The 23,840-nt window shown below is 65.3% G+C and carries 22 protein-coding genes; 10 read left to right on the top strand and 12 right to left on the bottom strand.

What is annotated here, in order from left to right:
- Window positions 1-20 precede the first annotated feature (20 nt).
- Together J7548_RS10365 and J7548_RS10360 are read left to right on the top strand one after the other, a co-directional pair.
- Entirely contained in the window at window positions 21-941 is a 921-nt protein-coding gene (locus tag J7548_RS10365; RefSeq protein WP_290974171.1) for a TauD/TfdA family dioxygenase, read from the top strand.
- The gene (locus J7548_RS10360) at window positions 938-2,305 is read left to right on the top strand and encodes an LLM class flavin-dependent oxidoreductase (protein ID WP_290974168.1); all 1,368 of its coding nucleotides are present in this window, start codon (window positions 938-940) and stop codon (window positions 2,303-2,305) included. Before J7548_RS10365 ends, J7548_RS10360 begins: the two co-directional genes overlap by 4 nt.
- Window positions 2,306-2,353: 48 nt before the next feature.
- Here the strand turns inward: J7548_RS10360 and J7548_RS10355 are convergent, their stop codons facing one another.
- The 4 genes from J7548_RS10355 to J7548_RS10340 form a co-directional block, all read right to left on the bottom strand.
- Complete coding sequence (locus J7548_RS10355) at window positions 2,354-5,371, bottom strand: FAD-binding and (Fe-S)-binding domain-containing protein (RefSeq protein WP_290974165.1); 3,018 nt, start codon at window positions 5,369-5,371, stop codon at window positions 2,354-2,356.
- Between the two features lie 38 nt (window positions 5,372-5,409).
- A complete protein-coding gene (locus J7548_RS10350) occupies window positions 5,410-6,177 on the bottom strand; it encodes a 2-keto-4-pentenoate hydratase (RefSeq protein ID WP_290974163.1) in 768 nt (255 codons plus the stop codon).
- A 31-nt stretch (window positions 6,178-6,208) separates the two neighbouring features.
- Window positions 6,209-7,492, bottom strand: coding sequence for an MFS transporter (locus tag J7548_RS10345; protein WP_290974160.1), 1,284 nt, complete (start codon window positions 7,490-7,492; stop codon window positions 6,209-6,211).
- 157 nt (window positions 7,493-7,649) lie between these two features.
- Window positions 7,650-8,867, bottom strand: a complete 1,218-nt coding sequence (locus tag J7548_RS10340; RefSeq protein WP_290974157.1) for an aminotransferase class V-fold PLP-dependent enzyme — start codon at window positions 8,865-8,867, stop codon at window positions 7,650-7,652.
- A gap of 267 nt (window positions 8,868-9,134) precedes the next feature.
- Between J7548_RS10340 and J7548_RS10335 the strand changes: the two genes are divergently transcribed.
- Window positions 9,135-9,863, top strand: coding sequence for a GntR family transcriptional regulator (locus tag J7548_RS10335; protein ID WP_290974153.1), 729 nt, complete (start codon window positions 9,135-9,137; stop codon window positions 9,861-9,863).
- Window positions 9,864-9,876: 13 nt separating this feature from the next.
- Here the strand turns inward: J7548_RS10335 and J7548_RS10330 are convergent, their stop codons facing one another.
- The 4 genes from J7548_RS10330 to J7548_RS10315 form a co-directional block, all read right to left on the bottom strand.
- Complete coding sequence (locus tag J7548_RS10330) at window positions 9,877-10,539, bottom strand: methionine ABC transporter permease (RefSeq protein WP_290974150.1); 663 nt, start codon at window positions 10,537-10,539, stop codon at window positions 9,877-9,879.
- On the bottom strand, window positions 10,511-11,683 hold the full coding sequence (locus J7548_RS10325) for an ATP-binding cassette domain-containing protein (protein ID WP_290974148.1): 1,173 nt from the start codon (window positions 11,681-11,683) through the stop codon (window positions 10,511-10,513). The genes J7548_RS10330 and J7548_RS10325 overlap by 29 nt, the downstream gene beginning before the upstream one ends.
- Before the next feature lie 29 nt (window positions 11,684-11,712).
- On the bottom strand, window positions 11,713-12,519 hold the full coding sequence (locus J7548_RS10320; protein ID WP_290974147.1) for a MetQ/NlpA family ABC transporter substrate-binding protein: 807 nt from the start codon (window positions 12,517-12,519) through the stop codon (window positions 11,713-11,715).
- 64 nt (window positions 12,520-12,583) lie between these two features.
- Window positions 12,584-13,408: a MetQ/NlpA family ABC transporter substrate-binding protein gene (locus J7548_RS10315; protein WP_290974145.1), complete on the bottom strand. Its 825-nt coding sequence runs from the start codon at window positions 13,406-13,408 to the stop codon at window positions 12,584-12,586.
- Window positions 13,409-13,901: 493 nt separating this feature from the next.
- On the opposite strand from J7548_RS10315, the gene infA reads away from it, so the two are divergent.
- The gene (gene infA, locus J7548_RS10310) at window positions 13,902-14,165 is read left to right on the top strand and encodes a translation initiation factor IF-1 (protein WP_290974142.1); all 264 of its coding nucleotides are present in this window, start codon (window positions 13,902-13,904) and stop codon (window positions 14,163-14,165) included.
- A gap of 213 nt (window positions 14,166-14,378) precedes the next feature.
- Here the strand turns inward: infA and J7548_RS10305 are convergent, their stop codons facing one another.
- Window positions 14,379-14,861: a hypothetical protein gene (locus J7548_RS10305; RefSeq protein WP_366005225.1), complete on the bottom strand. Its 483-nt coding sequence runs from the start codon at window positions 14,859-14,861 to the stop codon at window positions 14,379-14,381.
- Between the two features lie 81 nt (window positions 14,862-14,942).
- On the opposite strand from J7548_RS10305, the gene J7548_RS10300 reads away from it, so the two are divergent.
- Window positions 14,943-15,452: a hypothetical protein gene (locus J7548_RS10300; protein WP_290974139.1), complete on the top strand. Its 510-nt coding sequence runs from the start codon at window positions 14,943-14,945 to the stop codon at window positions 15,450-15,452.
- A 9-nt stretch (window positions 15,453-15,461) separates the two neighbouring features.
- Here J7548_RS10300 and J7548_RS10295 read toward each other — a convergent pair whose 3' ends face one another.
- Together J7548_RS10295 and J7548_RS10290 are read right to left on the bottom strand one after the other, a co-directional pair.
- Window positions 15,462-17,090: a hypothetical protein gene (locus J7548_RS10295; protein WP_290974137.1), complete on the bottom strand. Its 1,629-nt coding sequence runs from the start codon at window positions 17,088-17,090 to the stop codon at window positions 15,462-15,464.
- Window positions 17,091-17,226: 136 nt separating this feature from the next.
- Complete coding sequence (locus J7548_RS10290) at window positions 17,227-18,153, bottom strand: cation diffusion facilitator family transporter (protein WP_290974134.1); 927 nt, start codon at window positions 18,151-18,153, stop codon at window positions 17,227-17,229.
- A 251-nt stretch (window positions 18,154-18,404) separates the two neighbouring features.
- On the opposite strand from J7548_RS10290, the gene J7548_RS10285 reads away from it, so the two are divergent.
- Both J7548_RS10285 and J7548_RS10280 read left to right on the top strand, forming a co-directional pair.
- Window positions 18,405-20,042: a FapA family protein gene (locus J7548_RS10285; RefSeq protein WP_290974131.1), complete on the top strand. Its 1,638-nt coding sequence runs from the start codon at window positions 18,405-18,407 to the stop codon at window positions 20,040-20,042.
- Between the two features lie 12 nt (window positions 20,043-20,054).
- Window positions 20,055-20,456 (top strand): hypothetical protein, encoded by a 402-nt coding sequence (locus J7548_RS10280; protein ID WP_290974925.1) that lies wholly within the window; start codon window positions 20,055-20,057, stop codon window positions 20,454-20,456.
- A gap of 10 nt (window positions 20,457-20,466) precedes the next feature.
- Here J7548_RS10280 and J7548_RS10275 read toward each other — a convergent pair whose 3' ends face one another.
- Window positions 20,467-21,315, bottom strand: a complete 849-nt coding sequence (locus tag J7548_RS10275) for a LysR family transcriptional regulator (protein WP_290974128.1) — start codon at window positions 21,313-21,315, stop codon at window positions 20,467-20,469.
- Window positions 21,316-21,455: 140 nt separating this feature from the next.
- Between J7548_RS10275 and J7548_RS10270 the strand changes: the two genes are divergently transcribed.
- The 3 genes from J7548_RS10270 (at window position 21,456) to J7548_RS10260 (ending at window position 23,805) form a co-directional block, all read left to right on the top strand.
- Window positions 21,456-22,460, top strand: a complete 1,005-nt coding sequence (locus tag J7548_RS10270) for a bile acid:sodium symporter family protein (RefSeq protein WP_290974125.1) — start codon at window positions 21,456-21,458, stop codon at window positions 22,458-22,460.
- A 144-nt stretch (window positions 22,461-22,604) separates the two neighbouring features.
- On the top strand, window positions 22,605-22,976 hold the full coding sequence (locus J7548_RS10265; protein WP_290974122.1) for a VOC family protein: 372 nt from the start codon (window positions 22,605-22,607) through the stop codon (window positions 22,974-22,976).
- Between the two features lie 121 nt (window positions 22,977-23,097).
- Entirely contained in the window at window positions 23,098-23,805 is a 708-nt protein-coding gene (locus J7548_RS10260; RefSeq protein WP_290974119.1) for a YafY family protein, read from the top strand.
- The last annotated feature ends 35 nt before the right edge of the window (window positions 23,806-23,840 follow it).

Here is a 23,840-nt window from a genome sequence, read left to right as displayed (position 1 = left end):
CATCCACAAAGGAGATAGCCATGCCTGAAGCCTTGCTCGATATCCATCCCGTCGCCGGCCGCATCGGCGCCGAAGTACGCAATGTCCGCTTGTCCGGAGAGCTGGATCCGGCCACCTTCGCGGCGATACGCGCCGCCCTGCTGCGTCACAAGGTGCTGTTCTTCCGCGGACAGCAGCATCTCGACGATGCCGGACAGGAAGCCTTCGCCAAGCTGTGGGGCGAACTGGTGGCGCACCCGACCGTGCCGGTACGCGACGGCACCGGCTATCTGCTGGAACTGGATTCGGAGCATGGCGGCCGCGCCAACTCCTGGCATACGGATGTGACGTTCGACCTGGCTTATCCGCAGGCATCGATCCTGCGCGCGGTGGTGATTCCCGCCGCCGGCGGCGACACGGTGTGGGCCAACACCGCCCAGGCCTACCTGGACCTGCCGGAACCGCTGCGGCAACTGGCGGACCGGCTCTGGGCGCTGCATACCAATGAATACGACTATGCCTCCCGCTTCAACAGCACCGCGGCCGGCCTGAAGCGTTATCGCGAGATCTTCACCTCGACCGTCTACGAGACCGAGCATCCGGTGGTGCGGGTCCATCCGGAAAGCGGCGAACGCACCCTGGTGCTCGGGCATTTCGTCAAGAAATTGCTGGACTATCCGACTGCCGATTCCGAACACCTGCTGCAATTGCTGGCCAGCTACGTGACCCGCCTTGAGAACACCGTGCGCTGGCGCTGGTCGGTGGGCGACGTGGCGATCTGGGATAACCGCGCCACCCAGCACTACGCCATCAACGACTACGGCGACCAGCACCGCGTGGTGCGGCGCGTGACCGTGGCCGGCGATGTGCCGGTGTCGGTCGACGGCCGCGCCAGCGTGTCGCGCAACGTGCGTCGCCAGGCAGCCGGCACGGCGCTTGCGCAGGAAGCGGTGGCATCATGAGCCGCACCCGCAAGCAATTGAAGCTGGGGGCCTTCATCATGGCCACCGGCCATCACGTGGCCGGTTGGCGCCATTCCGGCGCGCAGCCCGATGCCGGGCAGAACATCGCGCATTACCGCCAGGTCGCCCAGGCCGCCGAACGCGCCAAGTTCGATGCCCTGTTCCTGGCCGATGGCGTGGCGATCCGCTCGCACGATGAACACACCCTGCACCGTACCGCGCGCGCGGCGTCGTTCGAGCCGCTGACCTTGCTGTCGGCCCTGTCCCAGGTGACCGAACGCATCGGCCTGGTGGCGACCGTCTCGACCACCTATAACGAGCCCTATCATGTGGCCCGCAAGTTCGCCTCGCTCGACCACCTGAGCAACGGCCGCGCCGGCTGGAACGTCGTGACCTCATGGTCGGAACAGGAGGCGCATAACTTCAACCTCGACAAGCATCCGGAGCATGGCGCGCGCTACGAGCGCGCCGAAGAATTCGTCGACGTGGTGCGCGGCCTGTGGGATAGCTGGGAAGACGATGCCTTTCTCTTCGATCAGGAGCAAGGCCTGCTGTTCGATCCGGACAAGCTGCACGCGATCCACCACCGCGGCAAGCACTTCGCGGTCAAGGGGCCGCTGAATGTGGCGCGCCCGGTGCAAGGGCATCCGGTGATCGTGCAGGCCGGCTCGTCCGATACCGGCCAGGACCTGGCGGCGCGTACCGCCGAGGTGATCTTTACCGCCCAGCAGTCGCTGGCCGACGCCCAGGCGTTCTACACCAGCCTGAAGTCGCGCATGGATCGCTATGGCCGCGATCCGGAGCAATTGAAGATCATGCCGGGCGTGTTCCCGGTGGTGGGCCGCAGCGAAAGCGAGGCGCAGGAGAAATACGAGGAACTGCAATCCCTGATCCATCCCAGCGTCGGCCTGTCGCTGCTGCAACAGCATCTGGGCGGCATCGACCTTTCCGGCTATCCGCTGGACGGCCCCCTGCCGGACAACCTGAAGGAACCCAACGGCACCAAGAGCCGCTTCCAGCTGGTCACCGCCCTGGCGCGGCGCGAGAACCTGACGCTGCGCCAGCTCTACCTGCGCGTGGCGACGGCGCGCGGGCACTGGTCGCTGTACGGCACCGCCGAAAGCATCGTCGACCAGTTGGAAGAGTGGTTCACCAAAGGCGGCGCCGACGGCTTCAACATCATGCCGCCGACCTTGCCGGGCGGGCTGGATGACTTCATCGCCCTGGTGTTGCCGGAGTTGCGGCGGCGCGGATTGTTCCGCACCGAATACGAGGGCGCCACGCTGCGCGAAAACCTGGGCCTGGCGCGTCCGCCGCACCGGATCTACCGGCAGGACGAGAAGTGGCAGCCCAAAGTGGCCTGACCTGAAAACCCCGGCATCGCTTGCCGGGGCTTTTTCACGCAACCGGCCTCATTCCCGCCACACCCCATCGATGGCCGCGGCAAGGACCCGCGCCACATGCACCGCCTTGCGCTGCGCGCCATCCGCGATCTGGTGGCGGCAACTGGTGCCGTCGGCCACTACCAGCGTGTCGTCATCCGCCTTGCGCACCGCCGGCAACAGCGAGAGTTCGGCCATCGCCATCGACGCTTCGAAATGCTCGGCTTCGTAACCGAAACTGCCGGCCATGCCGCAACATGAGGACTCGACCACCTCGACCTGCGCGCCGGGTATCCAGCCCAGCACGGCCGGGACCGGCTTGAAGGCGTCGAAGGCCTTCTGGTGGCAATGCCCGTGCAGCAGGATCTTGCCGGAACCGAGCGGCTTGAGATCCAGATTCAGGCGGCCGACCTTGTGCTCGGCCAGCAGGAACTCCTCGAACAGGAAGGATGACCCGGCCAGCGCCTGCGCTTCCTCGCCGTATCCATAGTTCAGGAATTCGTCGCGCAGCGACAGCAGGCAGGACGGTTCCAGCCCGACCACCGCGACGCCACGCCGCACATAGGGCATCAGCGTATCCAGCGTGCGCCGCGCCTCGGCCTTGGCCTCGTCGACCATGCCGGCGGCCAGGTAGGTGCGGCCGCAGCACAGCGGGCGCTGGCCCGGCAGGGTATTGAAATGCACCCGGTAGCCCGCCGCCTCCAGCACGCGTTGCGCGGCGCGCGCGTTCTCCGGTTCCATGTGATTGTTGAAGGTGTCGACGAACAGCAAGACCTCCTTGCCTTGCGCGCCCCGCTGCGCCGGCGCGGCGCCATCCAGGAACGACTTGCGGAAGCGCGGCAGCGAACGCTGCCGCGCCAGACCCAGCTTCCCCTTTACCCAGGCCGACAGCACCGGGATGCGCTCGGCCAGCGCCAGCGCGCCGCCGAAACGGCCGGCCAGGTGGGCATAGGCCGGCATGCGCGCGATCAGGCGCTCGCGCAGGCCGACGCCGTGGCGGCCGACCCAGGCCGCGCGCGCTTCGATCTTGATCTTGGCCATGTCGACGCCGGTCGGGCAGTCGCGCTTGCAGCCCTTGCAGGAGACGCACAAGTCCAGCGTTTCCTTCACCTCCGGGCTGGCCAGCCCGTCGCTGCCCAACTGGCCGGAGATGGCCAGGCGCAAGGTGTTGGCGCGTCCGCGCGTGACGTGCTTCTCGTCGCGCGTGATGCGGTAGCTGGAGCACATGGTGCCGACGTCGAACTTGCGGCAGTGGCCGTTGTTGTTGCACATCTCGACCAGCTTGGCGAGGCCGCCGGTCTGGTCGCCGCCGCTGCCCGGCGCGCCTTCTACGCCGGTGAGCGGATCACGCACCACGTTCCAGGCCGACCAGTCCAGCACGCTTTGGTGCGGCTGCTCGCGATAGGTGGGCGGGAAGCGGAAGTTCGACGCATCGTCCATTTTCGGCGGTCGCACGATCTTGTCGGGATTGAAGCGGTTGTCGGGGTCGAACAGTTGCTTGATCTCGGCAAAGGCGGCATTGATGCGCGGGCCGTACTGCCACGCCACCCATTCGCCGCGGCACAGGCCGTCGCCGTGTTCGCCGGAGTAGGCGCCCTTGTACTTGCGCACCAGTGCGGCCGCGGCCTCGGCGATCTCGCGCATGTCTTTCGCGCCGCCGCGCCGCATGTCCAGGATCGGCCGCACGTGCAGCGTGCCGACGCTGGCGTGCGCATACCAGGTGCCTTCGGTGCCGTACTTGTGGAACACCTCGGTCAACTGGCTGGTGTACTCGGCCAGGTGTTCCAGCGGCACCGCGCAATCCTCGATGAAGGAGACCGGCTTGCCGTCGCCCTTCATGCTCATCATGATGTTCAGGCCGGCCTTGCGCACCTCCCACAGCGCCTTCTGCTCGGCCGCGCCGGGCATTTCCACCACGCTGCCGGGCAAACCCAGGTCGGCCATCAGCTCCACCAGTTGCCGGAGCTTGTCCAATTGGGCGTTGCGCTCCTCCCCCGAGAATTCGACCAGCAGGATCGCTTCGGGCTGCCCCGCCAGCGCCTTCCCGATCACCGGCTTGAAGGCCGGGTTGCCCATGGCCAGGTCAATCATGGTGCGGTCGACCAGCTCCACCGCGCTCGGCCCCAGCTTGACGATGTACTGGGTCATGTCCATAGCCTGGTAGAAGGTCGGGAAGTTGACCACGCCCAGGGTCTTGTGCGCCGGCAGCGGCTGCAGCGCCAGCTTGATGCGGCGGCTGTAGGCCAGCGTGCCTTCCGAACCGACCAGGATGTGCGCCAGGTTGGCCACGCCGTCGTCGGTGTAGGCGCGCGGGTTCTGGCAGTCGAACAGGTCGATGTTGTAGCCGGCCACGCGGCGCAGCACCTTGGGTACGCGCTCGGCGATTTCCGCGCGTTCGCGGCCGGCGATGCGCCGCAGGCCGGCGACGATGTCGCCGATACGGCCGCTGCCCGGCATCTCCGGCAGGCGCGTGAAGTTGCCGCCGCTGCCATCGGCCAGCACGGCTTCGATGCCCAGCACGTTGTGCACCATGTTGCCGTATTCGATCGAGCGCGAGCCGCAGGAGTTGTTGCCGGCCATGCCGCCGATGGTGCATTGGGCGGCGGTCGACACGTCCACCGGGAACCACAGGCCGTGCGGCTTGAGCCAGGCGTTGAGGTGGTCCAGCACCATGCCCGGTTCGACGGTGACGGTGCGCGCGGCGGCGTCGAACTCCACCACCCGGTTCAGGTATTTGCTGTTGTCGACCACCAGCGCCTCGGCCACGGTCTGGCCGCACTGGCTGGTGCCGGCGCCGCGCGCCAGAACCGGCATCTTGTGGTGGCGCGCGATCGCCAGCGCCAGGTCCAGGTCATCCTGGTCGCGTGGCAAGACCACGCCTAACGGCATCACTTGGTAGATCGATGCGTCGGTCGCGTAGCGGCCGCGGTCGGCGCGGCTGAACAGAACGTCGCCGCGCAATTCGCTGCGCAATTGGGTTTCGAACGCGGATGCGCCCGGCGCGCCGCGTGCGCCCGGCGGCACCAGATGGATAGGCTTGACTTGCATGGAGGGGCCTCTGAATGGTGTTGGCTCGGTGGATGGCGTCAGGTGATTTCGAACTCGATGGGCGGCAGGTCTTCGATCTGGCCGATGAACATCCCGCGCTCCTTGGGGAAGAACATGCCGGTGTAGGAACCGGTGGTGATGACGGTGCCAGCCGGCAGCGCGATGCCCTGCTCCTGGCAATGGCGCACCACCCAGTGCAGCAGGCGACGCGGGTCGCCTGCCGGATTCACGCCGCTGCCCTTGAAGACGTCGTCGCCCTTGAAGGTCAGGTGCGCATAGGGGCGGCGGAAGTTGAAGCCATCGTCGTAGCCGACCAGGTCGCTGGTGATGAGCGCGCCGTGGTTTTGCAGGTCGGCCAGCTGGTTCAGCTTGGGCACGTCGGGCCAGCCCGCCAGCCGGCTGGAGACGATCTCGACCGAGGTGCCGACCTTGGCGATGCTGTCGAGCACCTCGCGCTCGGTTGGCGCGCGCTCGCCGGGAAGATAGTCGCGGCCGAGCGCGAACATGATCTCCAGTTCGACGCCCAGCACCGGAAAGCGGTCGCCGCGCAGCATGGCCGAGGTCGGGTGCATACCCTGCGCCGGCAGGGGCGCGCCCTGGATCGGGCCATCCGGCGATTTCGACCCGACCTTCCAGCCCCCGATCCTGGCGCCGCTCCGTTTCAGGAATGCGCGTTGCGCCATGTAGGCTTCATCGGCATCGGCCGGTTCCAGCGCTGCCGGCACGATCGCCTTGATGCCTTTTCCGGCATAAGCGTCGCTCAGGAGCATGCCCAGTTCTTCGGGGGCGGTCAGCAGGGTCGTCATCGTTTTTTCCGTTGTCAGGGTTGAGGGAGGATCAGGCGCGCGCCTTCGCCACGGCGTCGTCATGCTGCGGCTGCGCCTGCTGGAACTTGCTGTCGGGCTGCATGCGGAACGCCAGGAACACGCCCAGCCCCATCAGCACCATGCTGCCGACGAAAGGCAGTTCCCAGTTGCCGGTGCGGTCGATCAGGTAGCCCGACAGCACCGGCGAGATGATCGCGGCCAGCGCCGAACCGGTGTTCATCATGCCGCTGGCGGTGCCCGAGTATTCGGGGGCGATATCCATCGGGATCGCCCACATCGGGCCGATGGTCATCTCGGCGAAGAAGAAGCCGGCGCCCAGGCTGAGGACGGAAATGGTGATGTCGTGGGTGAATAGCAGCGGCAGCAGCGACAGCAAGGTCAGCAGCATGCACACCGACACCATGTAACTGCGCGCCTTCTTCAGGTTGCCGCTGTTCTTCAGGATGCGGTCGCTGACGATGCCGCCCAGGGTGTCGCCCACCACGCCGGCGAAGAACACGCTGGATGCGAACAGGGCCGACTTCTTGATGTCGAGGTCGTAGCTGTGCAGGAAGTACTGCGGGATCCAGCTCAGGAACAGCCACAGCGTCCAGCCGTAGCAGAAGTAGACGATGGTCACCGGCAGCATGCGGCGAAACAGCGGGCCCCAGGGAATCTGCAGGTTTTTCTTCTTCACCGGCGGCAGCACGGCCAGTTCCTCGGCGCTGATGCGCGGATGCCTGGCCGGGTCTTCGGTAAAGACGAAAGCCCATATCACGACCCACACCAGGCTGAGGGCACCGAAGATATAGAACGATTCGCGCCAGCCGTGCGCGGCCATGATGTAGACCACCGCCGCCGGCGCCACCGCATTGCCCACGCGGGAGAAGGCATGGGTAATGCCTTGCGCGAAACCGCGGTTCTCCTTGGATACCCAGCGCGACATGGCCGAAGTCGCCGCCGGGAAGGTCGCGCCCTCGCCCAGGCCCAGCAGCAGGCGCGCCAGCAGCAGCGAGACCAGGCCGCCGGCGAAGCCGGTCAGGATGGTGGCGACCGCCCACAGCACGCCGCACCAGATCAGCGTGCGGCGCGCGCCGAACTTGTCGCTGACCCAGCCGCCGATGATCTGGAACACCAGGTAGGGATAGGCGAACGCGGAAAAGACCAGGCCGATCTCGGTCTTGTTGAGGTTGAATTCCTTGCCGAAACCGGATGCCGCCGTGCTGACGTTGACCCGGTCCAGATAGGTGATGAAATACATCAGGCACAGCATCAACAGGACGACGGTGGTCGCCCGCATGCGCAGAAATTTCATGGGTGTCTCCTCTTTGTGCCGGCGCGCTGTCTTTTGCAGCGGCTGTCCTCTGCGGGACTGGTGGCCGGCCTGCTTCATGGTGAAGTTGCCGGCGCAGGACTTGCCTGCGCCGGCGCCAATTTCCTCCTTCGGAACAACTTGTCTTGCGTGCTGCGGATCAGGCGACTTTCAGGTCGGGTTTCTTCTTTTGCGCGGCCAATACCTCCATCGCCGCCTGCACGCCGCTACCGGCCAGTTTCACACCCGCCAGCTTCAGCCCCATTTCGCAGCCGGCCAGCGTCGCCATCAGGGTCAGGTCGTTGGCTTCGCCCAGGTGGCCGATGCGGAACATCTTGCCCTTCATCTTGCCCAGGCCGGTGCCCAGCGACATGTCGAAGTTCTCGTAGATGGTCTTGCGGATGGCGTCGGCGTCGAAACCCTCGGGCGTCATCACGCCGGTCAGCACCGGGGAATACACGGCCGGGTCGGCGCACTGGATTTCCAGCCCCCAGGTGGTGACGGCCTTGCGGCAGGCTTGCGCCAGGCGCTCGTGGCGCGCGAAGGTGTTTTCCAGGCCTTCGCTCAGGATCATGTCCAGCGCTTCGTTGAGGCCATACAGCAGGTTGGTGTTGGGGGTGTACGGCCAGTAGCCGGTGGCGTTCATCTCGATGATCTCGGCCCAGCCCCAGAACGCCTTCGGCAGCCTGGCGCTCTTGCTGGCTTCGATCGCCTTCTTCGACACCGCGTTGAAACTGATGCCTGGCGGCAGCATCAAGCCCTTCTGCGAACCGGATACGGTGACGTCCACGCCCCATTCGTCATGGCGATAGTCGGCCGAGGCCAGGCCTGAGATGGTGTCCACCAGCAGCAGCGCCGGGTGGCCGGCAGCGTCGATGGCGCGGCGCACGGCGGCGATGTCCGAGGTCACGCCGGTGGAGGTTTCGTTGTGCACCACGCAGACCGCCTTGATCTGGTGGCCGCTGTCCTTGCGCAACCGTTCTTCGATCAGGTCGGCCTGGACGCCGCGGCGCCAGCCTTCGATGCCGGGCAGACCGAGGAATTCGGGTTTCAGGCCCAGCGCTTCGGCCATCTTTTTCCACAGAGTGGCGAAGTGGCCGGTCTCGTACATCAGCACGGCGTCGCCAGGGCTCAGGGTATTGGTCAGCGCCGCTTCCCAGGCGCCGGTGCCGGATGCCGGATAGATCACCACCGGCTGCTCGGTCTTGAAGATCTTCTTGATACCGGCCAGCACCTGCAGTCCCAAGGCGCCGAACTCGGGGCCGCGGTGGTCGATGGTCGGGTAGCTCATGGCCCGCAGGATGCGATCGGGAACGGGGCTGGGGCCAGGGATTTGCAGGAAGTGGCGACCGGCTGGGTGGAAATCCAGTTTAAGCATTTACTCCTCCATGAAAGGCTGGAAAATTCATTTTGTATTTTGCATGCAAAATTAATTTAACAGTCGAAAAGCGAGGCGTAAAGGTTTTTTTTGATCCCGACAGTCGATACCCGAGGTATCAGATCATCTGAATAAATTAACTAAATCATTGATATAAATGATTATTTACTGCTATTCGACACGCATAATGACTACTCGCCACCATCCATGCCTGTAGCGCTTTGAAGTGGTAAAATGAATGCAAAATTCAGTCAGAAGGAATTTTGAATGCAAAATTCAGCAATTGAAGCCCATCCCGCACAAGACATGGCAGCCCCTGCCGTCCCCCGGCTGGAACGCCAGCACCTGCACGACACGGTGGTCGAGCACCTGCGCAACCTGATCGTCGAGGCGGTCCTGCCGCCGGGCACCAAGCTCAATGAACGTGAACTCTGCGAGACCATGGGGATTTCGCGCACGCCGTTGCGCGAAGCGTTGAAGGTACTCGCGGTGGAAGGATTGATCGAGATTTCGCCAAATCGCGGCGCCTCGGTCTACAAGATGACGGAAACCGAAATCTGGGAAACCTTCGAATTCATGAGCGGGCTGGAAGCCCTGGCCGGCGAACTGGCCTGCGAGCGCATCACCGCGGTGGAAGTGGCCGAGATCAAGGCGCTGCACTACGCCATGCTGGCCTGCAAGGCGCAGGGGGATCTGCCCGGCTACTACGGCCGCAACCAGACGATCCACAACAAGATCAACGAAGCCGCGCGCAACTCGGTGCTGCACGAGACTTACCTGAGCATGAACCGGCGCCTGCAGGCGTTGCGCTTCAAGTCGAACTTCAAGCCGGAGAAATGGGACAGCGCGGCGCACGACCACGACGAAATGATCGCGGCGCTGGAAGCGCGCGACGGCAAGCGGCTGGCCGCCGTCTTGCGCCAGCACTTGCTGGACAAGCGCGATGCGGTCATGAACATGCCGGCGGCGCCCGCCGCGCCGGCGCCGCAGAGATAATCAGCCGGCCGTCTCAGCGGCTGCGCAGCCAGCGCACATAACCGTCGCCGGCGGCCTGCACCACGCTCACCAGCAAGATCAGCACGGCGATCACGATCAGCATCACCTGGGTATCGAAACGCTGGTAGCCGTAGCGGATCGCCAGGTCGCCCAAGCCACCCGCCCCCACGGCGCCGGCCATGGCGGAGGAACTGATCAGCGCCACCAGCGTGATGGTGAAGCCGCCGACTATCCCAGGCAGCGCCTCGGGCAGGTAAACGTGACGCACGATATCCCACTTCTCGCAGCCCATCGCCTGGGCCGCCTCGATCAGCCCCGGATCAACTTCGCGCAGGCTGACTTCGACGATGCGCGCGAAGAACGGCGTGGCGCTGATGGCCAGCGGCACGATCGCCGCCCATACGCCGATGGTGGTGCCGGCGACGATGCGCGTAAACGGAATCAGCGCCACCAGCAGCACGATGAAGGGCGTGGCCCGGAAGCCGTTGATCAGGCTGCCGAGCACGCGGTTGATGCGCGGCGAAGCGAGAAAGCCGCCCGGCGCCGTGACGATCAGCAGGATCGCCAGCGGCACGCCGGCGACCAATGCCAGGCCGCCCGAGACGCCGACCATCATCAACGTATCCAGCAGCGCGTTCCAGTAGCGGTCAATGGAGATGCTCAGGCTCGGCAACATATCCCAGTTCCTTGATGTCATGCGCAATGGCTTGCAGCCCTTGCGTCAGTTTTTCCAAATCCGGTTTCGTTGCCGCGCCCTGCAATGCGATCAGCAACTGCCCCTGCGCATGGCCCTGGATGCGGTCCACCCCGCCATGCAGCAGCCGTACGGCGCCGCCCAATGCGGCGGCGATGCGCGGAAAATCCGGCTCCAGCCCATCGGCACCGCGATATCCCAGTTGCAGCACGCGCGCGTGCTTGCCCGGCGGCGGATCGGGCAGCAGCGACTGCTGCAGGTCATCCGGCAAGCCATGCTGCAGCGGCGCCAGCAAGGCCCGCGTCGCCGCATGCGCGGGATTGCCGAAGACTTTCCAGACTTCGCCCAGTTCGGCGATGCGCCCCTGCTCCAGCACCAGCACCCGGTCGGCGATCTCGCGGATCACGCTCATCTCGTGCGTGATCAGGATCACGGTGATACCCAGCTTGCGGTTGATGTCGCGCAGCAGTTGCAGGATGGCCTGGGTGGTTTCGGGGTCGAGCGCGGAAGTGGCTTCGTCGCACAGCAGGATCTCCGGGCCGGTCGCCAGTGCGCGGGCGATGCCCACGCGCTGCTTCTGGCCGCCCGACAAACGGGTAGGATAAGTGCCGGCCTTGTCCTGCAAGCCGACCAGCGCCAGCAGTTCGCGCACCCGCGCCTCGATCTGCGCCTTGGGTACGCCCGCCACCCGCAGCGGCAACGCCACGTTCTCGAACACGGTCTTGGCCGCCAGCAGGTTGAAGTGCTGGAAGATCATGCCGATGCGCCGGCGCAGCTCCACCAGTTGCGCATCGTCCAGGGTGGCGATATCCACGCCGTCGACCAGCACCTGGCCTTCGGTCGGCCGCTCCAGGCGGTTGATGGTGCGCAGCAGGCTGGACTTCCCGGCGCCGCTGCGGCCGATGATGCCGAAGATGCTGCCCGGCGCGATGTCCAGGTCGATCGCGTCCAATGCCTGCACCGGGCCGGCCGACGACTGGTAGGTCTTGCCCACTGCGCGAAAGGCCACCGCGCCCTGCCCTCTTGCCGGCGCACTTTCCGCCAACGCCGCCTGCGGCGCGCGGCGTTGCGCCGGATCGGCCGGCGGAATGGCCAGCGACTGCCGTGCGGTAATCGAGAGTTCCATGAGCGCGTCCTTTACTTACGAATGACGGATTACGACTTGACCCAGGCCAGCGTGTACAGGCGCTTGTCGTTGGCGAAAGCGCGGTTGATATCGGCCTTCACCGCGGCGGAGTTCTGGTAGATACGGATGAATTTCTGCACCACCGGATCCTGCGTGCGGTTGGCCTTGACCACGAACTGGATGGCGAAGCGCGCATCCTCGATGCCCGAGTAGGCCAGGCCGCTGGAAGGGTTGAAGGCCTTGGCGGCGACGATGAAGTGCGGATAGCCCTGGGCCAGGTCGACGTCAGGCGTGATGCGCACCAGTTGCGGCCCCTCGACTTCGACGAAGCTCAGCTTCTTCGGATTCTCGACGATGTCGTTGATGGTGCCCAGGTAGCCGACATTGGGCTTGAGCTTGACCAGCCCCACGCTCTGCAGCAGCAACAGGCCGCGTCCCTGGTTCACCGGATCGTTGGCGATGCCGACCTTGCCGCCCTGCGGCACATCGGCAATCGCCTTGTACTTGAGCGAATACAAACCCACGTTGGCGAGGATGCCGGTGCCGGCGCTGGCGAGCTTGTAGCCGTTCTGCTTGATCGCGTTGTCGAGGAAGGGCTGGTGCTGGAAGTAGTTGATGTCCAGGTCGCCCGAATTGACCGCCACGTTGGGCGTGGTCCAGTCGGTGAATTCGACCACGTCGACATCGATGCCCTGGGCCTTGGCATCCTTGGCGGCGGCGACGATCGAATCGGCATAGGCGCCGGGGACGACGCCGATGCGCAGCTTGTCGGCCGCATTGGCATTGGAAACGGCCAGGGCGGCCAGCGAGGCGATGAGGAAATGCGACAGCTTCATGAATGGCTCCGGGAAACGAGGGATGCGGGAATGCAGGAATACGGAAATACGAAAAGAGGAGGCCTTACTTCTTCTGCCACGGCAAGCTGTAGAGGCGCTTGTCGTGGACGTAGAGTTCGTCGATCTTGGCCAGCACGGCCGGGGACTCCTGGTAGATGCGGATGAATTTCGCGATGCGCGGATCACCGGCCTTGTCGGCGCGGGCGACGAACACGATGGCGTATTGCACGTCGTCCACCGTCGAATACTGCAGGCCGCTCTTGGCGATCTCCGGCCGGCCTGCGGCCACGAAGTGCGCCGGATAGCCCTGCGCCAAGTCCACGTCATCCAATGCCCGCACCAGTTGCGGGCCTTCGATTTCCTTGAACCGGAGCTTCTTCGGGTTGCTGGCGATATCGGCCAGCGTGCCCTTGCTGCCCACGCCCGGCTTGAGCTTGATCAGGCCGGCGCGCTCGAACAGCAGCAGGCCGCGCCCCTGGTTCACCGGATCATTGGCCACGGCCACGGTGGCGCCATCCTTCAGTTCGGACAGGTTCTTGATCTTGGAAGAGAACAAGCCGATGTTGGGCAGCACGCCATAACCGGCCTTGGCGAATTGGTAGCCGCGGTCGCGCACGGCGTTGTCGAGGAAGGCCGAATGCTGGAAGTAATTGAGGTCGAGGTCGCCCGACTGCAGCGCCACGTTCGGCGTGGTCCAGTCGGTCATCTCCACCACGCGCACCTCCAGCCCTTGCTTTTTGGCTTCGCGGGCGGCCACCTCGACGGAGTCGTTGATGACGCCCGGCGTGGTGCCTATCGTCAATGCCTGCGCGTGCAGCGCCGCCGATGACAGGGCCAGCAAAGCGGCAAGGGAAATGCGCAGTAAAGTCTTGGAATTCTTGGTGGTCATGGTCGGGCCGGGAAATGATTTCCAAAAATTCTAGCCGCGCAACCATGCAGTTCCTACGAAGCAAAAAGTGCATGCATATCCGCTTTTGGCATGTACCGCCAACCGTTATGAGAGCATCCGCAACGCCAAAACATACGCTTGCGCCGGAAGTGCTGAAAGTTTCCCTCCGGACAATTATTGTGCATTGCATCAAATAATACTGGCCGAAAAGGCATATCCTGTGTATAGTGTCGCGACTCCTCATCAAGCGGCGTAAGAGTCTGGCCTCTCACCTGTCTTGCCTCCCCGGCAAGTCCTGTCTGATCCCTCGTTTCTGTTTCTTCTCGTTTGGCGTGTTTGCGAACGCATGCGCCGGCTGCTTGGCCTGTTCGAGGAATACCGGCAATCTCCCGCACCATTGGCGCCGGGGATTCTCATCGGGGACACACCCATTAACACGAGTTGCGGCAACGGCTTGCCGGCCTGTGCCAGGCTCACCTGTTTCGGAGATTGAATGGCGAAGGAAGAGCTGATCGAAATGCAAGGCCAGGTAACCGAAGTGCTGCCTGATTCGCGGTTCCGCGTCGACCTGGACAACGGGCATACGCTGGTCGCCTATAGCGCGGGGCGCATGAAGAAGAACTTCATCAAGATCCTGGCGGGCGACAAGGTAACGCTGGAGCTCTCGCCCTACGACCTGAGCAAGGGCCGGATCATTTTCCGCCACATCGAGAACCGCGGCCCCGGCAGCGCGCCGAAGCCTCCCCGCCGCCGTTGAGGCGGCAGCGCGCACCTGGCGCCAGGTGCGCGGCCCCCGGTATCGATACTTGAGTGGATTCACTTTCGGCGGCATCACTTTCCAGATAGGACTGGATGCTGCGAATCTGCTCAAGTATCAGTATCGGTACTGAACCGGCACAAAAACGCCAAACGAAAAGCCCCGCTCATCGGATCGGGGCTTTTTCTTTTCAAGCGCGCATCGGGCAAGGGATCAGAGTTTCCCCGCCGCGATATCGGCATCCATCGCCTGCCGCCCCATGCCGATCGCATGCTCCTCGGCCTCCACCGGGGTATTGCCGCGAAAGTCGTCGCAACTGGCGCGGCGAAACGGCACCGGGTTGTCGTTGCGGTGGAACTGGTAGCTGCCGACCCAGCTGCCGTCGCGCTGCTCGCTGCTGCTGACGCGGATGAAGTAGCCGCGGTATTCCACCGCATCGACATCGAGTTCGGCATCGATCAGGGCGCGCGCGAAAGCGGCGCCGGTGGCTTGCGCCGCCGCGGCCGAACGGAAGGGGTTGCCGCGGATTTCCGGATAGACCGCATCGCCGACCGTGACCGCGCAGCGCACATCGCCGCTGCGCGCATCTTCCTGATACTCGACAGTGATGCGCCTGCCGCGATAAACCAAGCCGTATTGCGCCATGTCCATGCCCATGCCCATGCCCATGCTATCCAAATGATCGTTGCGGGGCATCGTAGCATAGCGGTCCCGCCGCCGTTGCGGCACGCATTCCATTATCATGGCGGGCCTTTTTCCCATCTTCCGATTTCCCGCATGTCCGACTTCGACACTACCGCCGCCGACGATTCCTCCTCCGGCGCAGACGCCATCAACGAGGCGCGCCTGTGGCGCGAGGACGGCTGGACCGCCCGCATCATCAAAAACGACGATGACGACGGCTGGGCGGTCGAAATGACGCGCGCCGGCGAACGCGAACCGACGCTGATCGGCCCCTGGACCATGGGCCGCGACAAGAAGAACCCCAAGCCGCTGGACAAGTCCGCATTCAACACGCTGGTGAAGACCGCCTCGGAATTCCGCCGCCGCAGCGAGCAGCAGCTGCACGCGCAATTGCACAAGCACGTCACCGTCGACGGCGACGACGGCGCATCCATCAAGGTGACGCTGGATATCGTGCCCGACGACGATTTTCCCTATGCCGACCTGGCGGCCTGGGACGAGATGGGCGAGCTGCTGGCCAAGGTGCAAGTCGCCCCCGGCTACAAACTGAATGCCGACAGCGCCGCGCGCTGGGTGGCCGGCGGCTTCCGCAAGCCCGGCTGAGCCGGCGCTTCAGGCCGCCAGGGGCAACGCGGCCTGGCGCTTCAACACGGCCGGATCCTGCTTCAGCAACGACAGCGAACCGATCAGCGACAGCATCTGCTCCCAGCGGAATTCGCCGCCGGCAGCCTGGCGCTCCTTGTCGGCAGCCGCATCCCGCAATTGCGCGGTGAAGTCCCGCACGATGGACGACTGCGACGGCGTAGTGATGTCCGACACTTTCTTCCCCAGCACATACTTGGTCACATGCGTCTGCTGGCTGGCCGACTGGCGCAGCAGCGCCCTGGCCAGGAAGCCTTTGTCGTAGGCGATCTCCAGGGTGCTCGATGCCTCGTCATCGATCTGGCGATAGGTGTAGTTCTGGGATTGCTTGTCGGTGGTGAGCTTAAGGGGCGCGCCGGCATGCAGCGGCTCGTGATAGGCGGCGTGCAGGCTGGACTGCTGTTGCTGCACGATGTGCCGGTTGGCCTGCGAACCGCCGCCCAGGGTGGTGCGCTGCGAAACCCGGTAGTCGAAGCTGTCGACCTCGCCGTGGTCGAGCGGATTGGGGACGCGGGTGGTTCCCGACACCGATGCCGTGAAGTCGGCCAGGCCGGTCAGCATCTTGCGGTCGGCGTCTTCCATGCCGACCGCGGGCGACACCTGGCCCGCCTTGGAGGCCTGCCCCGGATAACTGCTGTTGAGCTGCGCGAAGGCATCCTTGAACAAGGCGTTCAGGGATTCGTCGCCGTGGCCGCGGCGCGCGGCCGCATCGAACTGTTCAAGATAACTGGCGATGGCGTCCTGCCGTTGCCGGGCGCTGCCGGCGATGGCGGCGCCGTTCAGGTCGACCGCCACCTTGATGGCGCCGGCCGCGCCGCTGGTGGACAGCGTGCGCTGCCCGGCGTCGGCATGGAAGTCGATGGCCTGGTCGCCGCCGCCAAGCGCGGCGTGCAAATCGATAGACGCCAGCGCCGCCGTGTCGAACTTGAGCAAACCCTCCAGCGCAAGGCGCGGCGGCTGTTCGGCCAGTCCGTTCACGGCGGCCTGGAAGGCATCGCCCAATCCGCCGATGGCCTCACGCTCGTCATCGGCCAGCTTTCCCTCGGCGACCTCGACCTTCACGGCAATGCCGTTGCTGTCGGCCGACAGCGAGAAATTCACCTTGGCGCCGCCGGCCGTGACGACCGACAGCCCGATGCCATTGCCGGCGAAATCGTGCAATTGCTGGCGCAGGATGGCTTGCACGCCCTCGTCCGCCTGCACCGCCTGCCAGGATTGCAGTACCGATTGCGAGAAGCTGCCGCCGCCATCCTTGATGTGGTCCAGCAGCGCCTTGCCAAGGCCGTGCCAGCGGCCGGCCAAATCGCCCGCGACAGCGTCGCCGGCCATCAGCGAACTGATGGCGCCGGTCTGCCGGCTTTCCCAGACGAACGGCCCGGAGGTGACGGTGTTGTCGGACACTGCCGCCATCGTTCCGTCCGCCGAATAAAGCTGCACAAGGGCGCCATTGGCCCTCCCCGACAGCACGACGGCCGACGATGGCGAAGCCGTGGAAACGGCAGCGGGCACAGGCCCGGTACTTCCTGCAACCGTGCCGGCGCGCGCGGCACTGCCGGCCTGGTAGCCGGTGGCGGCAGACAGCGTGGAGAGTGTGGTCATGTCGTAGGTGCCTGATGCATGGCGCGCTGATAGGAACAGCAGCATTAACGGCCGACATGGCCGAAGCTTGAGGACAGGCGCCCGGAATTGCCGGTGCGGGAACGCAGCGTTCCGATACGCTGCGCCTTATGCCGTCTTATGCCGCCCCGATCGGATGCGCCCCGACCGTGACCGGATCGACGTGGGTCATCACATCCAGCACATTATGCGCATCCAGCACGCGCTGCCGCGCCAGCGCGGCGATCGCATGGCCTTGCGCCACGGTCAGCGTGCCGTCGATTTCCAGGTGCACGTCGACCTGGGCCAGGTCGCCCATCTTGCGCGTGCGCAGGTCGTGCACGCCCTGCACGCCCGGCGTCTCCAGCAAGGTCCGGCGGATCGCCTGCGACTGCTCTTCCGAGACCGCGCGATCCATCAGGTCATGCAGCGCGGCCCAGAAGAAACGCCAGCCCATGCGCCCCACCATCCCGCCGACTACCGCGGCCGCCACCGGATCGAGCAGCGTGAAACCGAGCAGGTTGCCGCCCACGCCGAGCGCCACCACCAGCGAGGAAGCGGCATCCGAACGCGCATGCCAGGCATTGGCCACCAGCATGCCGGAGCGTACCCGCTCGGCCACCATGAGCATGTAGCGGAACAGCAATTCCTTGGCCAGCAGCGCCGCCAGCGCCACCCACAGCGCGGCGGCATGCACCGGCGGCAGATGGCCGAAATCCTGGATCTTGTGCGCGGCCGAGAGCAGCATGCCGATGCCCACCGCCAGCAGCAGCCCGCCCAGCGCCAGCGAAGCGGCGTTCTCGTAGCGCTGGTGGCCGTACTGGTGGTCGTCATCGGCCTGCTTGCGGCTATGGTGCGCGGCGAACAGCACCACCACATCGGCCACCAGGTCCGACAGCGAATGCACGCCGTCGGCCACCAGCGCCTGCGAACCGGACAGGAACCCGGCCGTGATCTGCAACGCGCTCAGGCCGACGTTGACCGCGCTGCTGGCGAACGTGCTGCGCCGGCCGGCGCAATAGCGCGCTTCGGCATCGGGCGTGTTTTCTTTTTCGTGACTTAACATAAAGATAACTATCTGCCTGCGAACCGGCTTTAAATAACCGCAAACGCCCGCAAAACTTGTGCTGTTGATCAAATTGCAGGATCATCTTGCCACAATACAATGCCAGTCGCCGGGGGCCGAGGGGGCCGCCGGCGGCTGGCCGTTCTGCCAGCGCGCAATCTTGCATGCCCGCCGCCGATAGGCTGCGGGCCTGTGTATCATCGCGCCGCAGCCAAGGCAGGCCAAGAGCAGCAACTCATCCGAGGACCAGCATGGAACAAGCAACTCCGCAACCGCTGTCGTTCGCATTCGACAGGGCCAGCGGCGAACTGAGCGCAACCTTCACTCCGACACCCGGCTTCCCGCCACTGACCCTGGCCTTCCTGAAACAGGCCATGGCGGAGAAGGGGCTGACCAAACTGTTCTTCCAGGATTCGGTGCTCAACGGTTTCGTGCGCAAGGTCGAAGAGGCCAGGGAAGCCGTGACCCAGGTGATCGCCGAACGCCGCGACGGCGAGTTCTCGCTGGAAGTGGACAACGACCTGATGAGCGCATCGCTCACGCTGGTAGCCCCGTTCGGCGGCCGCGCCAAGAGCGTGGAGGTGGTCAATGCGATTCGCGCCGCCGGCATCACCTACGGCATCCTGCACGAAAAACTGCGCGGCGCCCTCGCCGCCGGCCACTGTAACAAACTGGTGATCGCACAAGGCCTGATGCCGACGCCGGGCGAGCCGGCGCGCTTCGAAAGCCTGATCGAGGAAAAGCGGGAGGAGCTGGCCGATATCGACGACGACGCCGTCATTTCCTACGCCGATATGAGCCATCTGCTGCTGGTGTCGGCGGGCGACCCGCTGATGCGCCGCATCCCGCCGGTGCCCGGCAAGGACGGCATCGACATCAAGGGCGGCAAGGTGCCGGCGCGCCCGATCGCCGATGTCCCGTTCGCCAAGGAATCGGTCGGCGCCGAGCCGAGCCCCGACGATCCCAACCTGCTGGTAGCGATCGTGCCGGGCCAGCCGGCGGTGATCAAGAACGGCGTGAAGATCAACCCGGTGATCGATGTCGAGAACGTCGACCTGTCTACCGGCAACCTGACCTTCGAAGGCACGGTGTGCGTCTCCGGCGACGTGATGACCGGCATGAAGCTGCATGTAGGCGGCGACGTGGTGGTCAACGGCACGGTGGAGGCGGCCGAGATCGTGGCCGGCGGCAACGTCACCGTCAAGGGCGGCGTGATCGGCCATAGCGAAGGCGTCGCCGCTGCGGCGGGCACCACGACCATCGCCTCGCGCATCAAAGCCCAGAAATCGGTGCAGGTCATGTTCGCCGAAAGCGCCCACATCGAGGCCGGCGAGAGCATCCTGGTGCTGGGCAATGCGCGCCAGTGCGAACTGCTGGCCGGCGACGAGATCACGGTGGGCAAGGGCAACCCGCGCACCGGCCAGATCATCGGCGGCCGCGTCGAGGCCACCAACATGATCCGCGCCAATGTCATCGGCGCACCGACCGGCAACTTCACCCGGGTGCAAGTCGGCCTCGACCCCTACATGGAAGAAAAGATCGCCATCAAGGAACAGGAATACGCGCGCAAGGTGGCCGAGCTGGACCGCACCATCAAGCAGCAGGGCTACTACAAGCTCAACCCCGAGAAAGCCACGCCGGAAATCCTGTTCGAGACCAGCGAGAAGCGCAAGGCGCTGGCCTATGAGGTCAAGACGCTGCTGGAAGAAGTGGGACAGATGAAGGAAGGCATCGTGGCCGCGGAAGACTCCCGCATCATCGTCGCCAAGGCGGTGTACGAAGGCACCGAACTGCGCATCGGGCACCAGGTATGGCCGGTGCAGTCCGACCTCGGCGGCGGCACCGCGCAGCTGTTCGAGGGCGATATCCGCTACAACCCGAAGAAGTAACGACTCACGATGATGGATGATCTTCCCAAGCTCGGCAGCGCCGGGCTGCGCGCCCTGGCGCAGGCCTCCGGCGCCGTCGCCCAGCCATGCAATTGCTGCTCCGGCGCCGCCGACGCCGCCGGCTGGATCAGCCTGCCGCTGACGCTGCCGGAGCAACAACTGGCCGACGTCGGCACGCTGGTCGCCGATCCCTACGACGAACCAACCTTCGCCGAATACCATCCCGACGGCACCCGCTACGACGGATCCGCCGCCCCTGTGGCGCCGCGCTACTACCCCTACAACCGCTGCAACGTGGCGCGCTGCACACTCTGCGGGCGCCATTACTTGCGCTATACCGAGGCCGGCGGCTACTTCGTCGACCGCCGCATCCGCGCACTGGACCGTCCCGAGCTGGTCGTCGACGCGGCTTAAGCATCCCCCTTCATCCCCGGCTCAGGCGGCTGGACATCAGGATCTGGTAAAGCGTGTCCGCCGGCTTCGACAGCCGGCGCGCCGTCAGCGCCACATATTCCACATCGGGCAGCACCGGCAGGCTGGCATTGTTGAGCGGCGCCGTCAGGTCGCGCGAGGCCAGGTGCTGCGGCAAGGCCGCCAGCCCCAGTCCGCCGCGCGCGGCCGCCATGCAGCCGGCGTGGCTGCCGCTGGTGCAGACGATGCGCCAATGGCGGCCCGACTTGCCCAAGGTCTGCAGGGTGGCTTCGCGGGTAATGCTGGGCTCGGGCAGCAGGATCAGCGGCAGCGGCTGCGACAGGTCGACATGGGTCTCCGGCCGGGCCAGCCACTGCATCGGCGTGGAAAACATGCTGTGCCCGCGCGATTCGCCGCTGCGCCGCTTGCCGACCAGCAAGTCCAGCTTGCCCTGGTCGAGCAGGGCGTACAGTTCGCTGGTCAGGCCGATGGTGATTTCCAGCTCCACTTCCGGATGCTGGTTGCGAAAGGCCGCCAGCATGTCCGGCAGCGGCCCCATGGCGAGGTCGTCGGAGGTGCCGAAGCGCACCCGGCCGCGCAGGCGCGCGCCGCTGAACTGGGCCTCGGCGCGGGCGTGCGCCTGCAGGATCAGGCGCGCATGCACCAGCAGGCTCTCGCCGTCGGCGGTCAGCGCCAGCGAATGGGTGTCGCGCACGAACAGGCGCCGCCCCAGGCTTTGCTCCAGGCGCCGGATATGGTCACTCACGCTCGATTGCGTCAGCCCGAGCTGGCGTCCGGCCTCGGTGAAGCTGGCCGATGCTGCGGCAGTGGTGAAGGTGTGCAGCCAGACGGGGTTGAGCATGGGGGCGATACCCTCGAAAGCGGGGAAGGAAATGCCATTGTTATCGACATTTCCGTTGACAGTCAACGCCATCAAAGGGCTTCCCGATCATCATCCGATTTCCTATCATGGGACAAAATCATTCAACTTCGTCCAACCCCATGAAACGCTTCCTTCCCGACCGCTTTACCCAATTGCTTCTCGGCACCGTGCTGCTGGCCACGCTGCTGCCGGCCACCGGCCGCTTCGAAGGCTTCATGCATGCGGCCAGCAACGTGGCGATCTCGCTGCTGTTCTTCCTGCACGGCGCCAAGCTGTCGCGCGAGGCGGCGCTTTCCGGCCTGAAGCAGCCCAAACTGCACCTGCTGACGCTGGCCTCGACCTTCCTCCTGTTCCCGCTGCTCGGGCTGGCGCTGCAAGCGGCGGTGCCTGACCTGCTGACGCCGCAGTTGTGGATGGGCGTGCTGTTCGTCTGTACGCTGCCTTCCACCGTGCAATCGTCGATCGGCTTCACCTCGATCGCGCGCGGCAACGTGCCGGCGGCGATCTGCGGCGCCACCGCCTCCAACCTGCTGGGGATCCTGATCACGCCGCTGCTCGTGACCCTGCTGCTGCATCGCCACCATGACGGCAACGGCTTGTCGCAGGTGCTGTCGATCCTGCTGCAGTTGCTGCTGCCGTTCGTGCTGGGCAACCTGCTGCGCCCCTGGATCGGCGCCTGGATCAGCCGCCACAAGGCGGTCGTCAACGTAGTCGATCGCGGCGGCATCCTGCTGTCGGTGTACGCCGCCTTCAGCGCCGCCGTGGCGCAGGGCATCTGGCACCTGTTCCCGCCCGGCCAGCTGGCGCTGCTGGTGCTGGTCAACGCCGTGCTGCTGGGCGCGGTGCTGTTGGCCACCACCTATGGCGCGCGGGCGCTGAAGATGCCGCGCGGCGATGAAATCGTGCTGGTGTTCTGCGGCTCCAAGAAGTCGCTGGCCTCCGGCATCCCGATCGCCTCGGTGCTGTTCGCCGGCAGCGGCGCGGCCGTGGTGCTGCTGCCCATCATGCTGTTCCACCAGATGCAGCTGATGCTGTGCGCGGTGCTGTCGCGCCGCTATGCCGAGCAGCAGGAACGCCACGAACAAGCCCAGGCCGGCGCAACGGCAGCCGTCGCCGGCCGCTGACTCTACTCCTCCTCCGTTTTTCCTTTCCCGTGCAGGCTCCTGACACAACGTTGTCAGGAGCCTGCCTGCATGATGCGTCCCATGCCGACACCTGATACCGGCATCCATGACACGACATTCATCAACAACGAAAGGAAGACAAACATGCAAACCAACGTCAACTGGTTCGAAATCGCCACCAAGGACCTGACCCGCGCCGCCAATTTCTACGAAACCGTATTCGCCACCAAATTGCGCCTGGAAAACCTGGATGCGGAAATGCCGATGGCCATCTTCACCCGCGACGACGGCCAGTCGATCGGCTGCCTGACCGGCGGCGACTGGTTCGAGCCTTCGACCCAGGGCACGCTGATCTACCTGGATGCCGGCCCCTCGATCCAGGCCGTGATCGACCGCATCGAAGCCGCCGGCGGCAAGATCGCGATGGCGAAAATGCAACTGCCCAAGGATCTCGGCTACATCTGCCACTTCATCGACACCGAAGGCAACCGGGTCGCACTGCACGCGATGAACTAAAGCCAGCGGCAGCAGGCGGGCGGAGCATCGATATGGACTACCGCCCGGCTACATTGCAAAGCAGTAGCGAAGCCGGGCGGCGCATGCCAGAATGGCGCACACCGTATTTTCCCGCCCCCGCATGCGCCGAGCCGACCGACTGTTCCAGATCACCCAATACCTGCGCGGACGCCGGCTCACCACCGCGCGCCAACTGGCCGAATGGCTGTCGGTCTCGGAACGCACGGTCTACCGCGACGTCCGCGACCTCTCCCTGTCCGGCGTGCCGGTGGATGGCGAAGCCGGCGTCGGCTACCGCATCAAGCCCGGCTACGACCTGCCGCCGCTGATGTTTACCGCCGATGAAGTCGAGGCGCTGGTGATCGGCATGCGCATGGTGCAGGCCTGGGGCGGCCCGCAATTGTCGGCCTCGGCCGCCGCCGCCCTGGCCAAGGTGGTGCTGGCGCTGCCGCGCGACAAGCGCGACTTCGTCGAAGCCACCCCGCTGTTCGCGCCCAATACGCGCATGGATCTGCAACAGGGCGAACGCCTGGAGCAGATCCGCCAGGCCATCAACAGCCGCCACAAATTGCTGCTGCACTATTCGGATGCCCAACAGCGCGGCAGCCAGCGCGTGGTCTGGCCGCTGGCGCTGGCCTTCTTCGGCGGCAGCTGGCTGTTGGCGGCGTGGTGCGAAGTGCGCGAGGACTTCCGTTCCTTCCGCCTGGACCGCGTGCAGCAGCTCAGCGAACAAGGCTACTACCCCGACCGCGACGGCCGCCGCCTGGCCGACTTCGTGCGCGCCATGCGGCGCGAACACAAGGAACAAGGGTTCCCGCCGCCGCGGTGAATTGCAAGGCAGCTCGGCGCGGCACAAACCGCATA

This window comes from Herbaspirillum sp. (assembly GCF_017744395.1).
In the GTDB taxonomy this organism is placed as follows: domain Bacteria; phylum Pseudomonadota; class Gammaproteobacteria; order Burkholderiales; family Burkholderiaceae_D; genus Herbaspirillum.
The sequence above is the reverse complement of the archived record's forward strand: the minus strand, read 5'-3'. Positions and strand labels throughout refer to the sequence as shown.